Origin of the sequence: Oxalobacter aliiformigenes, from assembly GCF_027116575.1 — a bacterium.
In the GTDB taxonomy this organism is placed as follows: Bacteria; Pseudomonadota; Gammaproteobacteria; order Burkholderiales; family Burkholderiaceae_D; genus Oxalobacter; species Oxalobacter aliiformigenes.
The window spans coordinates 143,508-156,168 of sequence record NZ_CP098252.1 but is presented as its reverse complement, the minus strand read 5'-3'; the positions used below and the strand labels follow the sequence as shown (position 1 = coordinate 156,168).

Genomic DNA, 12,661 nt, shown 5'->3' with positions numbered 1-12,661 from the left:
TCCGGTTTATTCTCCGGATGACGATTCGCGGTTTTCTTCTACGGGTGGATCTCCATTTGCATCTGTCTGGGGAAGCTGCGAAATGGTCGAGAAAAGTTCCCAGGCCGTCAGAAACAGTGCGGCAATGACAGGACCAATGACGAATCCGTTCAGACCGAAAAGCGCCATTCCGCCAAGGGTGGATATGAGAACAAGATAATCGGGCATTTGTGTATCTTTTCCAACCAGCAGCGGGCGCAGAAGATTGTCAATCAGTCCGATGACGAGGATACCGAATACCAGAAGAATGACGCCTTTCATGATGGCTCCGGTTGCCAGAAAATAAATGGCAACCGGAACCCAGATGACACCGGAACCTGCTGGAAGCAAGGACAGCACCGACATGATCGCTCCCCACAGCAATGCCGCTTCTATGCCCAAAAACCAGAAAACGAGACCTCCCAGGGCTCCCTGTACAATGGCTACCACCAGATTGCCTTTTACTGTAGCGCGAATAACTCCTGTGAATTTTGTCAGAAGCAATGTCTTGTGACCGTCTGCCAGCGGAATGATTTTTCTGATACGTGTTGCCAGTTCGTTTCCGTCTCTTAGCAAAAAGAAAAGGAGGTAAAGCATGATGCCGAAGCCGATCGCGAAATCCAGAATGTTTTGCCCGATCACGAAGAGCTTTCCGGCAATGTACTGACTTGCCTGAAGTACGCCGCTGGAAATTTTCTGCTGGAATTCGGCGAGTGTTGTGATACCGGAATGGTTCAACAGATCGGTAACCCAATCAGGCAGTTTTGACACGATGAACTGGAAAGAAGTATCGAAATTGACACTTCGCGTCAGTATTTTCTGATAAAGAGCCGCACTTTCCTGCGTCAGCGCGCCAATGACGACAATGAGCGGAATGATGACGATCAGAAGACAGACAGCAAGTGTGAGAAGTGCTGCCGTGTTTTTTTTCTTCGGTATTTTCGACAGAAAATAATCATTGAGCGGCATGAACATGACGGCCAGAATGAATCCCCAGAAAACTGCACCGTAAAAAGGCAGAAGAATCCAGAAAAATGCTGCGGTGACGGCGGACAGGAAAAAAATAAATACTTTTCCATGAGGTTCAGGTTGCTTCATAAAAGACTATCCCGGTCGGCTAACGTATTGAACAAGATTGCTGGAGTTAGGTGACATGCTACATCATGACAGAAAAAAAGACCTTGTGACGATAAACACAATCCTGTACGGGAAAAACAGGCTGTATGGAATATTCCGATTCCGGTTGATGGGAGTCAACCCGTTTCTGAAAACCCGGTCGCACACTGTTTCTGAATTTTTTTGATGTTTCGATATCCTGAGGAGAAAATAATGGTATCGAATAGCCAGACAAGAAAAAAACAGAATGATCATGAAATGGACGAATCCATTAGTCCTGAAATAGAATTCGAACCCCTTGAAGAGACATTTCCTGATGAGGATGAGTCTTTCTCGGAAGTGTTTCACCGGCTGGAGCGGGATCGTTCATTGGGACATGACGAGTCCTTTTACTGACGCGCTCCAGCAGTGCTTCAGATTACACAAGACGTGCGATGTGGGTCATCCTGTCGCCGGGCAACAGCATGACCGGTGGTACATCGATCAGTGTGAAGCAGCCGTTTCCCATGCGGGTGATGGCTCTTGCACAGGAAACCAGTACTTGCGAGGTCAGCGCAGGGTTATCGATTTTCATATCGAAGACCAGATGCTGGTTTGATGTGCGGCCGGATGCACCGATTCTTTCCATAAGAACGCCATGCGAATTGTCTGCGACTGCGGCCATTTCTTCAGGGGTTTTGACTTCACGGACTTCAAGCGGGTCGTGGCTGAAATAGGGGTCTGATGCCAGATCTTTCTTGATTTGTTCGAATGATGCATTCGGTTTCGGTAAAACGTAAACCAGACGTGAATGACGTCCCCCTCCGATCGGAATAGTGATGGATGTCGCATCGGCAACACCGGGAATCGCGCGGGCAGCAACAGAGTGCCCCATGGAACGGCCGCGGCCGAAGTTTGTGAAAGTCGTGCCGACCGGAGCCATCGCTTCGAAAAGTGTCCGCATGACCGAATCGGTACCCGGATCCCATCCGGCTGCGGTAATACATCCGGTGTTGTTCTGTCTGGCGACGTCATCAAGGCTTTTGACCAGTTCGGGGATGTCGCTGTGAACGTCAAAACTGTCTACCGTACGGATTCCTCTGGACAGGTAAAAACGGGCATCGTCAGGGACGGAACGCGATGGTCCGCACAATACAACCACATCGGGTTTGCCTTTTTCGGCAATCAATGCGTCAATGGATGCGAAATCCGGTATGCCTCTTCGTTCCAGTGCCTGTGTTCCCAGTGAGGATTCCCTGCGAATCACGCCAAGACATTCGAAATCAGAAGCACATGTCAGGCAATCGATCACATGTCTTCCTATATTTCCCAAGCCATGAACTGCTGCTTTGATAGTCATGTTCTTTTCCTTTATGAACAGTACAGATAAATATAATTTTTTTCGGAATTGATAACTGTCGAGTATAGACATAGTTATATTGTGCTAGCAAGATAAAATCGTTCTCCGTTAAAATACAAGGCTTTGTTCAGTCATATAGTCGTCGGGGTGAATCGGATCGGTTCCTTGTCCGGTTTTTTGTTGAATATTTTCGGAACTGTGGCTGTTGCAAAGTTCTGAATAATCCGTTTCCAGAATATCTGTTGCGCATCCTGTCCTGTAACAACTAAAGAGTTTCGGGCATGCATTTTGACGGAAATTGATCAATTGTTAACTGTCGGAGTTATTGTTTATGGCGCGTGCAGAGTGGGGGTCACGTCTTGGTTTTATACTGGCAGCAGCCGGTTCAGCGGTTGGCCTGGGAGCGATATGGAAATTCCCGTATGTCGCCGCCCAGAATGGCGGTGGCGCTTTTTTGCTGATATTTCTGGTGATCGTATTTACATTGGGTATTTCCCTGATGATTGCCGAGATGTCGGTCGGCGCTTCCACGAAGAAAAGCCCTGTCGGCGCATACCGGAAACTGGGAGGCAAGTGGTGGTCTGGTGTCGGGTATATTGGTGTCTTATGTGGTTTTCTGATCCTTTCTTTTTATAGTGTGGTCGGCGGGTGGACGATTGCCTATATCGTCAAATCAATCCAAGGTTCGATCCTGACTACGGATCCGGCGGTTTTGTCTCGTACATTCGATTCGTTTATCGCTGATCCGGTTATGCCGATTTGGTATCATGCTGCTTTTATGGCATTGACTGCCGGTGTTATTCTTGCCGGTGTGCAGAAAGGGATAGAGCGTGTCAGCAAACATCTGATGGTCATGCTCTTTTTGTTGATCCTGATTCTGATCGCACGAGGACTGACCTTGCATGGCGCCCTGGATGGTGTTGTCACATTTTTGTATCCTGATTTCAGCAAAGTGACACCAACAATGATTATTGAGGCGATGGGGCTGGCCTTTTTCTCCATGTCGCTTGGAATGGGATGCATGATTACATATGGATCCTATGCTTCAGGTGAAACTTCCATTCCCAATTCGGCAAGAAGCGTTATCGGGTTGACCACTCTCATTTGTTTTCTTTCAGGGTTGATGGTTTTTCCTGCTATCTTTGTTTTCAACTTTAATCCTTTGGCAGGACCAGGACTTACTTTTATTACCATGCCCGCGGTTTTTTCACAGATGAGTGGCGGGCAGTTTTTCAGTATTCTTTTCTTTTTTCTGCTTTTTGTCGCTGCGCTGACTTCTTCGGTTTCCCTGATGGAAGTTGTCGTGAGCTTTTTTATTGATGAATTCCAGTTTCCCAGAATGATGACAACCGTAATCATGTCCATACTGATGTTTATATTGGGGATCGGGGCATCTTTATCGCTGGGGGTCTGGAAAAATTACACTCTTTTCGGAAAAAATCTGTTCGGATTGCTGGATTATGTCAGTTCCAACCTGATTATGCCGTTCGGAGGAATCATGATCGCCATTCTGGTAGGCTGGAAAGCCTGGCCGGTCATTTCGGCAAGGTTGGCATATCCTGACGGGACTTGCCCGGTATGGTTGCCGCTGTTCAAATTTATTTGCCGTTTTGTCGCGCCTGTTCTGATCTTTGTGATTCTGCTTCAGAACCTTTGAGAACGGCTGGTCAGGCCGGGGTGGAAACGAAGCGGTATCCGATTCCCGCTTCTGTAATCAGATGTTTGGGCATTGAACCGTTCTGTTCGATTTTCTTTCTTAAATTAGCCATATGCACTCTGACATAATGCATGTCTTCCGTATGGCCGGGCCCCCAGATGGCCTTTAACAGCTGTTGATGAGTAATCACCTTGTCAGGTTGCGATGTCATATAGGTCAGGATCCGGTATTCGATCGGTGTCAGATGAACCGGATGGCCGTTTTTTTCAACGATTCGACGGACAGGATCGATGCATACATCGGAAAACCGGATGAAAGGTTCATTTTGTGAAGCAGGCTGTTGTCGGCGCAATTGGGCGCGAACCCGGGCAAGCAGTTCGCCAGCACCAAAAGGTTTGACCAGATAGTCGTCCGCTCCTGCATCAAGTGCCGAAATCTTGTCGTTTTCATTACTTCGTGCCGATAGAACGATAACAGGAATGGCAGACCACGTTCTCAAATCGGTAATGAATTCCCGGCCGTCTCCATCCGGTAATCCCAGATCGAGAACAACCAATTCAGGACGTCTTGTTGCCGCTTCAATCAGACCACGTTTGATGCCTCCTGCCTCGAATACCTCGTAGTTTTCATTTTCAAGAGCCAGTCTGACAAAGCGGCGTATATTCGATTCATCCTCAATAATCAGTATTCTGGTTCTGTTTTCCATATGGGGTTCTCCATAATTCAAGAGTCTTCTCTGATGGGGAAATCATCTTTCATTTCCGGAGGAGAAAGGAATGGAAATATCAAAGTAAACCGTGCACCACCGTCTGGTCTGGATTCACCGGAAATTTTCCCTTCATGCGCTTTCATGATTGCTTTGGAAATGGCGAGACCCAACCCGATACCGGGAGTGGCATTTTCTTTTTCACCTCGTTCGAATTTCTCGAAAATGATATTTTCCTGTCCAGCGGGCAATCCCGGGCCATGGTCATCAATTGTTAAAGTGATTTGATCTCCGTTTCTGTACCCCGAGATTTCAATGGGGGAATATTGGGGAGTATATTTGGAAGCGTTTTCCAGTATGTTGACTAGCACTCTTTCAATCAGGACAGTATCAATATTGACCAGTGGCAGATCGCCGTCAAGGTGAACCGTAATCGGTCTCTTGTCGAGAAAGGCCGAGCAGCTGGATAAGGCACTGCCCACGACTTCTTCCAGTGGTTGCCATTGTTTGTTCAGGTGAACCGTGCCGGCTTCCAGTTTGGCCATGTCCAGCAAATTACTGACAAGGTCATTCATGCGGAGTGCGGATTGACGCATGGCGTCCAGCAATTCTTTTTGTTCCGCACTGACTTCAGGTTTTGTCATCAGAAGCGTATCCGCCAGTCCGACCAGTGCCGTCAGTGGTGTTCTCAGATCGTGTGAAATGGCGGATAAAAGCGAGTTTCGCAAGCGTTCTGATTCGACCTGTACCATCGTTTTCTGAGCGACATCCAGATAATGGATACGTTCGATGGATATCGCCAAAAGAGATGCACAAATATCGAGCAGTCTGTGCTGTTCCGGTCCCAAAACGGTTTTCTCACCGGGTTCGATAGCCAGTATTCCTCTTAAGCGCATGGTCGCTTTTAATGGCAGAACGAAGCAGGGACTGGTTGGTAAGGTGTCGGTACCGAGTCCGGCCGGCAGGCCATGTTCGTATGCCCATTGAACAAGAGCGATATTGGGATTGGCAGTAGCATTGGACATTTTTTGCAATTGATCGTTATCGTCCGCAATGAACAGGGCCTGTTTTGCTCCGAATTCAGTATGGAGAAAACGGGCCGCAATATCGGCAATCTGTTCAATCATAAGTACAGCAGATAGATCACGCGACATTTCATAAAGACTGCGTACCCGTCTTTCACGTTCTATAGCCGCGTTACTTTGCATTTTCAGATTGGCTGTTAGCTGGCCGATAATCAGGGCCACAACCAGCATAACTGCAAATGTAATGGCAAATTGCGCATCGCTGACAGCAATGGAGAATTTGGGAGGAACGAAACAGATGTCGAAAAGAAAAACATTGACAAATGCAGCCAGAATGGCTGATCCACGGCCATATCGTACAGCGATGTAGGCAACAGCCAGCAAAAAGAACATGACGATATTCGTCAGTTCAAGTGTTTCTTTGAAAGGGATAGCAAACAGGGTTGTGATGGCACAGATGAGCAGTGTTGCAAAATAACCTTTCCATTCCGCTTTCGTCGGTAATGACGGCATACGCAGGAATGGAATATGAAAGACGGCCTGCTGGGGGACGGAAACCTGCAAAATGTCGAGGTCGTCAGCCTGCATTTCGATTTTCTGGGCTGTAGATTTTTTCCATGGCCAGTACCATTTTCGCGGCGCCCTGCCAAGGACAAGTCGTGAGAGATTGTGATCCCTAGCATAACGTATCAAACCGGATGCCACGTCAGATGCGGACTGGGTGACGGCCGTGGCACCGAGATCGCTGGCGAGTTTCAGGAGATGGACAGCCTTTTCTCGGATGTTGTTATCGTTCTCGTGCAATGATGAAGGGGATTCGATATAAATGGCGTGCCATGGCACGTCGAGCTGGGCAGCAAGACGCGCACTGCTTCGTATGACTTTTTCTCCTATGGCATCCGGTGTAATGCATGCCAGAAGAGATTCCCTGTGGGGCCAGACAGTCGTACTGGCGTTTCTCAGGCGGTACGCCTGTATTTCTCCGTCAATACGATCCGCTGTTCGTCTGAGCGTCAGTTCCCGCAGGGCAAGAAGATTGCCCTTGCGGAAAAAATTCTTGGATGCCAGCAACGTCTGTTCGGGGAGATACATTTTTCCCTGTTTGAGACGCTGTATCAATTCGTCAGGAGGCAAGTCGATGACAATGACTTCTTCCGCTTCATCGAAAATGCGGTCCGGTACGGTTTCGCGCACCAAAATACCGGTAATACGGCTGACGATGTCATTCAGACTTTCAAGATGCTGGACATTCATGGTTGTCCATACATCAATTCCGGCACGAAGCAGTTCTTCGACATCCTGCCAGCGTTTCGGATGTCGTGAACCCGGTACATTGCTATGTGCCAGCTCGTCCACCAGTATCAGAGCATTGGGATGTGATTTTCCGAACGATAATGCTGCATCGAGATCAAATTCGTCTAGTACTCGTCCACGGTAAGGGATTTTTTTCAAGTCAAGACGAGGAAGGTCCCGGGTCAGCCTAGCCGTTTCCGTTCGGCCGTGCGTTTCAACGATGCCCATTACAAGAGGGATTTCCTGTTTCAGCGCTTCGTGTGCCGCTGTTAGCATGGCATAAGTTTTGCCGACACCGGCCGAGGCTCCGAAGAAAATTTTCAGGTGCCCTCTTGTTGCCTGAATTTCATCTGCATTGACCTGCTTTAGCAGCAGGTCGGGATTAGGACGTTTGTCATTCATAATTTGTGGCAGACGAGTGGCATTTCAATTAGTTCTGAAAAGCCTGCTTAAACTCCTTTATTATAAGTATTATTCGCTTCCATTTTATCAAGGGCAAGGTTCAGTTCGAGTACATTGACTTTTTCTTCACCAAAAAAATGGAAACGCATGGGTATAGTATATTTTGTTACCAGATCAGATACCTCTTCTTCTGTCATATGTCTGGCTCGTGCTACTCGTTTGATTTGATAAAGGGCAGAAGCCTTGCTGATATGAGGATCCAGTCCACTACCTGAAGAGGTAACAAGATCGACCGGAACAGGAAGATTATTATCGGGATCTGCTTTTTTCAGCTGTGCTATCCGTTCTTTTACGTTGTCAATCAGCTGGGGGTTTGTCGGACCAAGGTTGGAACCGCTGGATGCCTCAGCGTTGTAAGGACGCGGTGAAGTGGCAGAAGGCCGGCCCCAGAAATAACCCGGTTTGGAAAAATTCTGACCAATCAGTCGGGAACCGACGAATTTGCCATCCTGCCCGATCAGACTTCCATTTGCCTTGTCGGGAAAAACGGTTTGGGCGATACCCGTGATTAATAACGGATAAGCCAGGCCGGTCAGGAGTGTCATAAGAATAAGCAAAATGACGGATGGATACAGTAATTTTCGAGAGAAAAACGATAAACTGAAGTTCTTCATGATTGATTTCTCCTTTTATGCGAGCCCAAAAAGGGACAGTACTATATCGATCAATTTAATGCCAATGAATGGAGCGATAACACCTCCAAGTCCATAAATCAGCAAATTACGTCTCAAAAGTGAAGCGGCACCGACGGGACGGTATTTAACACCGCGTAAAGCCAGAGGAATCAGACAGATAATGATCAGTGCATTAAAGATAACAGCACTCAGAATAGCTGACGTAGGACTGGATAACTGCATGACGTTCAACATTTCAAGCTGGGGATAAGTCGCGACAAAGGCGGCAGGAACGATGGCAAAATATTTGGCAATATCGTTTGCGATACTGAAAGTCGTCAATGAACCGCGAGTGATAAGCATTTGTTTGCCTGTTTCAACAATTTCGATCAGTTTTGTCGGATTGCTGTCCAAATCGACCATATTGCCGGCTTCCTTGGCGGCTTGTGTCCCGGTGTTCATGGCGACTGCTACGTCGGCCTGAGCCAGTGCCGGAGCGTCATTTGTTCCATCACCGGTCATGGCGACAAGCCGGCCTTCTGCCTGATAATCGCGGATAAGTTGCAGTTTAGCTTCGGGTGTGGATTCGGCAAGAAAGTCATCAACGCCGGCTTCTGCCGCAATTGCCGCGGCGGTCAGCCGGTTATCGCCTGTTACCATAACCGTTTTGATACCCATCTTCCGCAATTCGGCAAACCTTTCCTTGATATCGTTTTTGACGATGTCTTTCAATTCAACGACACCCAATGGCTTTCCGTTTTCGGCGACAACCAGTGGCGTACTCCCAGACAGAGCGACTTCATCGACCAGCGACTGGAGCATATAGGGGAATTTGTAACCGTGTGTCTCCGAATAAGTACGTATGGCATCGGCGGCCCCTTTTCTGATACTTTTTTTCGAGGCAAGGTCAACACCGCTCATTCTGGTCTGTGCGGTAAATGGGACAAATTGGGCGTTTTCTGCTTCTTCGTCGGAAAGGCGGAATTTTTCTTTTGCCAGAACGACAATACTACGTCCTTCCGGCGTTTCGTCTGCCAGAGAAGCGAGATATGCTGCCTTGGCCAGTTTTTCTTCCGATACCCCTGTTACAGGCAAAAACTGGCTGGCTTGCCGGCTGCCTAATGTAATTGTTCCCGTTTTGTCCAGAAGAAGAACATCGACATCACCGGCCGCTTCGACGGCACGACCCGATGTTGCAATGACATTGGCTTGCATCAGACGGCTCATGCCGGCAACGCCGATAGCCGAAAGAAGACCGGCAATCGTTGTCGGAATGAGGCAAACCAATAGTGCGACCAGAACAATCAGACTGACAGGGTGTCCCATTCCGGTCTGCTCAGCTGAAAACTGAGAGAAAGGCAACAAAGTGACGACGACGCCAAGAAAAACAATGGTCAGTGCAACCAGCAAAATGGTCAACGCAATTTCATTAGGAGTTTTTTGCCGTTTGGCGCTTTCGACCATGGCAATCATCCGGTCAACGAAAGTTTCTCCAGGATTGGATGTAACGCGTACAACAAGGCAATCAGATAGAACTTTTGTACCACCTGTAACCGCGGAAAAATCACCACCGGATTCACGAATAACCGGTGCGGATTCTCCTGTAATTGCACTTTCGTCGACTGAAGCGGAACCTTCCAGAATTTCGCCGTCGGCCGGAATGAAGTCACCGGCAGGAATGAGAACAAGGTCGCTTTTTCTGAGCGATTCGGCTTCTATCAGTTGATATTGCAGCGAATTCATGGGAGTGCCCGGGATGTATTGTCCCAGGATGCGTTTTGCCCAGATTTTCTTTTTCAGGTTACGCAAACTGGCTGCCTGGGCCTTGCTTCGCCCTTCTGCAAGGGCTTCGGCAAAGTTGGCGAACAGGACAGTAAACCACAACCACAATGTAACGCCGAGTGTGAAACCGTTAAACTGGAAAATAGTCAATAATGTCGTGAAAATACTGCCGACATAAACAACGAGCATAACCGGATTCCGTAGCTGGGTACGGGGATTCAGTTTCCGGAATGCGTCTGTTATGGCAGGCCCTACCAGGGCAGAATCAAATAAAGGTAAAGTTTTGTTTGCCATCATAATTCCTCAATGTACCCATAACATCAGATGTTCAATAACCGGACCCAATGCCAGTGAGGGAACGTAATTCAACAGGCCGATCAATAAAACCGTGCCGATAAGCAGAGCGACAAAAAGCGGACCATGTGTTGGCAAGGTACCCTCCGTTACCGCAATCCGTTTTTTGGCTGCGAGTGAACCGGCAATGGCCAGTACCGGAATGATTCCCCCAAAACGTCCGATCCACATGGCCGCTGCCAAAGCGTAGTTGTAGAAAGGTGTGTTGGCCGAAAGTCCGGCGAATGCACTTCCGTTATTGTTGGCGGCAGAAGTGAAGGCATAAAGCATTTCAGAGAAACCGTGCGGGCCCGGATTGAGTATGCCGGCTCTTCCTGCTTCGGTCATGGTGGCCAGTGCAGTACCCAACAAAACGACAAGTGGTGTGATCAGGATGGCGATGGAAGCCATTTTCATATCGAATGCTTCGATTTTCTTGCCGAGATATTCCGGAGTTCTGCCGATCATGAGGCCTGCGATAAAGACAGCCATGATGGCAAAGACCAACATGTTGTATAACCCGGTTCCGACACCACCGAAGACAACTTCTCCGAGTTGCATCAGGATAAGCGGAACAGCTCCACCCAATGGGGTATATGAATCATGCATGGAATTGACTGCTCCACAGGATGCAGAAGTCGTCACGGATGCAAACAGGCTGCTTGCTGCGATGCCAAGACGTACTTCTTTTCCTTCCATGTTACCGCCAGCCTGGGCAATGGTTTGTGTTTGGTCAACACCTAATGTTGCCAGATCAGGGTTTCCCACCTGTTCAAAGTGAGTGACTGCAATAGTGAAAGCGAGGAAAATAGCCAGCATTGCCGAAAAAATGGCAACACCCTGTCTTTTGTCCGAGACCATGCGTCCGAATGTAAAACACAAGGCTGCCGGAATCAGGAAAATGCACAGCATTTCCAGCAGATTGGCAAAAGCAGTCGGATTTTCAAAGGGATGGGCGGAATTGGTGTTGAAAAAACCCCCTCCGTTGGTTCCCAGCAGTTTGATGGAAAGTTGTGACGCTACCGGACCCATGGCCAGAACCTGGGTATCTGAAGTTTTGGTTTCCAGTACAGGATCTCCATTCTTGTCCAGTACGATTTCACCGTTCAGATCTTTGGCAGGTTCTTGCCAGATCTGGGTTTCAATGGTTTGGACTTCCTTGTAGGGCGACAGGTTCTGAATGACCCCTTCATTGGCTAAAAGCAAAGCGAATATGGCAGATAACGGAAGCAAGATCCAGAGAGTGGCTCTGGTCAGATCAACCCAAACATTGCCAATTGTTTGGGCAGAACGTCTGAAAAAACCGCGGATCATGGCAATAACAACAACGATGCCTGTTGCAGCTGACAGGAAATTCTGGACAGTCAATCCCGCCATCTGGCTCAGGTAACTCATGGTTGTTTCTCCACCATATCCTTGCCAATTGGTGTTTGTAACGAAACTGACCGCTGTATTCAGGGATGAATCAACGGATATATTGGGCATGTTCTGGGGATTGAATGGCAGGTATGCCTGAAAACATTGCAATAGAAAAAGGAACAGAACACCCAATGCATTGAACAGAACCAGACCAATGCAGTAGGAAAGCCAGCCTGTTTCTGTTTCAGGGTCAATTCCGAGAAGCCGGTAAATGGGTTTTTCGACAATTTTTCCCCATCGGAATCGTCCGTTCATGACAGCATCAATCATTCTGCCCAATGGCCAGCTGAGTACAAGAAGGACAATAACGAAAGTAATGAGAAGGAACCAAGCCTGACTCGTCATGACAGATCCTCCGGATAGAGCAAGGCTGCGACGAGATAGGCAAATAGCGCTATCGCCAGAACGGCAGCCAGAATATGTAACCAGTTCATGATTTTCTCCTGTAGTTTTGATATGGAATGGAAAAAACGCATTCCATTCGGTATCGATTTGTTTTCAGTTCGTATCCTAGAAAAAAGAAAGTCAACTTACTGAAAATAAAAACTGTTTCAGTATTAAGAAAATATCAAGAAAGAGGATTGAGATTAAATGAAGATTGTGAGGACAGTTCGGAAACAGTGCGAGTCACAGGCTGCCTTGATGCGTGTTATTGAAGAAATAACGTACCGGAATCTCTGTGTGACGGATCTGTTTGGTGGATATGAATGCCCGAATGAAAGATTTGTATTTGCGAAAACGATAGGAAGAACCCGCGTCAGAAAACAGTTGGTTTGCCGCATGAAATGAATGAATTGCGCAGTATAATTAACGGGTATGGAATAAATGAAAAATTACCGGATCTTTCAGGGAAACCGTTTTGATGTATGGTCCGGTTTTGAAGATATACAGACAAGA

10 protein-coding genes are annotated in these 12,661 nt (G+C 47.8%); 2 read left to right on the top strand and 8 right to left on the bottom strand.

What is annotated here, in order from left to right:
- Positions 1-6: 6 nt before the first annotated feature.
- Positions 7-1,116, bottom strand: coding sequence for an AI-2E family transporter (locus NB647_RS00780; protein WP_269283650.1), 1,110 nt, complete (start codon positions 1,114-1,116; stop codon positions 7-9).
- A 231-nt stretch (positions 1,117-1,347) separates the two neighbouring features.
- On the opposite strand from NB647_RS00780, the gene NB647_RS00775 reads away from it, so the two are divergent.
- On the top strand, positions 1,348-1,530 hold the full coding sequence (locus tag NB647_RS00775; protein WP_269283648.1) for a hypothetical protein: 183 nt from the start codon (positions 1,348-1,350) through the stop codon (positions 1,528-1,530).
- A 22-nt stretch (positions 1,531-1,552) separates the two neighbouring features.
- On the opposite strand, the gene NB647_RS00770 is transcribed toward NB647_RS00775, so the two are convergent.
- Positions 1,553-2,473 (bottom strand): diaminopimelate dehydrogenase, encoded by a 921-nt coding sequence (locus NB647_RS00770; protein ID WP_269283646.1) that lies wholly within the window; start codon positions 2,471-2,473, stop codon positions 1,553-1,555.
- A gap of 331 nt (positions 2,474-2,804) precedes the next feature.
- Between NB647_RS00770 and NB647_RS00765 the strand changes: the two genes are divergently transcribed.
- Positions 2,805-4,130: a sodium-dependent transporter gene (locus tag NB647_RS00765; protein WP_269283644.1), complete on the top strand. Its 1,326-nt coding sequence runs from the start codon at positions 2,805-2,807 to the stop codon at positions 4,128-4,130.
- A 10-nt stretch (positions 4,131-4,140) separates the two neighbouring features.
- Here NB647_RS00765 and kdpE read toward each other — a convergent pair whose 3' ends face one another.
- Genes kdpE through kdpF form a run of 6 tightly spaced genes read right to left on the bottom strand, consistent with a single transcriptional unit; the run spans position 4,141 to position 12,198 of the window.
- Positions 4,141-4,836, bottom strand: coding sequence for a two-component system response regulator KdpE (kdpE, locus tag NB647_RS00760; RefSeq protein ID WP_269264644.1), 696 nt, complete (start codon positions 4,834-4,836; stop codon positions 4,141-4,143).
- Between the two features lie 17 nt (positions 4,837-4,853).
- Complete coding sequence (locus tag NB647_RS00755) at positions 4,854-7,556, bottom strand: DUF4118 domain-containing protein (RefSeq protein ID WP_269283642.1); 2,703 nt, start codon at positions 7,554-7,556, stop codon at positions 4,854-4,856.
- Between the two features lie 47 nt (positions 7,557-7,603).
- Positions 7,604-8,230, bottom strand: coding sequence for a potassium-transporting ATPase subunit KdpC (gene kdpC, locus NB647_RS00750; protein WP_269264642.1), 627 nt, complete (start codon positions 8,228-8,230; stop codon positions 7,604-7,606).
- Positions 8,231-8,245: 15 nt separating this feature from the next.
- Positions 8,246-10,306, bottom strand: coding sequence for a potassium-transporting ATPase subunit KdpB (kdpB, locus tag NB647_RS00745; protein WP_269283640.1), 2,061 nt, complete (start codon positions 10,304-10,306; stop codon positions 8,246-8,248).
- 9 nt (positions 10,307-10,315) lie between these two features.
- A complete protein-coding gene (gene kdpA, locus NB647_RS00740; RefSeq protein ID WP_269283638.1) occupies positions 10,316-12,109 on the bottom strand; it encodes a potassium-transporting ATPase subunit KdpA in 1,794 nt (597 codons plus the stop codon).
- Complete coding sequence (kdpF, locus tag NB647_RS00735; RefSeq protein WP_269264641.1) at positions 12,106-12,198, bottom strand: K(+)-transporting ATPase subunit F; 93 nt, start codon at positions 12,196-12,198, stop codon at positions 12,106-12,108. The genes kdpA and kdpF overlap by 4 nt, the downstream gene beginning before the upstream one ends.
- Between the last annotated feature and the right edge of the window lie 463 nt (positions 12,199-12,661).

Bases quoted from the DNA above. Each gene is read 5' to 3' on its own strand.
- NB647_RS00780 (WP_269283650.1), bottom strand. From the start codon at position 1,116: ATGAAGCAACCTGAACCTCATGGAAAAGTATTTATTTTTTTCCTGTCC.
- kdpC (WP_269264642.1), bottom strand. From the start codon at position 8,230: ATGAAGAACTTCAGTTTATCGTTTTTCTCTCGAAAATTACTGTATCCA.
- NB647_RS00755 (WP_269283642.1), bottom strand. From the start codon at position 7,556: ATGAATGACAAACGTCCTAATCCCGACCTGCTGCTAAAGCAGGTCAAT.
- kdpE (WP_269264644.1), bottom strand. From the start codon at position 4,836: ATGGAAAACAGAACCAGAATACTGATTATTGAGGATGAATCGAATATA.
- kdpA (WP_269283638.1), bottom strand. From the start codon at position 12,109: ATGACGAGTCAGGCTTGGTTCCTTCTCATTACTTTCGTTATTGTCCTT.
- NB647_RS00765 (WP_269283644.1), top strand. From the start codon at position 2,805: ATGGCGCGTGCAGAGTGGGGGTCACGTCTTGGTTTTATACTGGCAGCA.
- NB647_RS00775 (WP_269283648.1), top strand. From the start codon at position 1,348: ATGGTATCGAATAGCCAGACAAGAAAAAAACAGAATGATCATGAAATG.
- kdpF (WP_269264641.1), bottom strand. From the start codon at position 12,198: ATGAACTGGTTACATATTCTGGCTGCCGTTCTGGCGATAGCGCTATTT.
- kdpB (WP_269283640.1), bottom strand. From the start codon at position 10,306: ATGGCAAACAAAACTTTACCTTTATTTGATTCTGCCCTGGTAGGGCCT.
- NB647_RS00770 (WP_269283646.1), bottom strand. From the start codon at position 2,473: ATGACTATCAAAGCAGCAGTTCATGGCTTGGGAAATATAGGAAGACAT.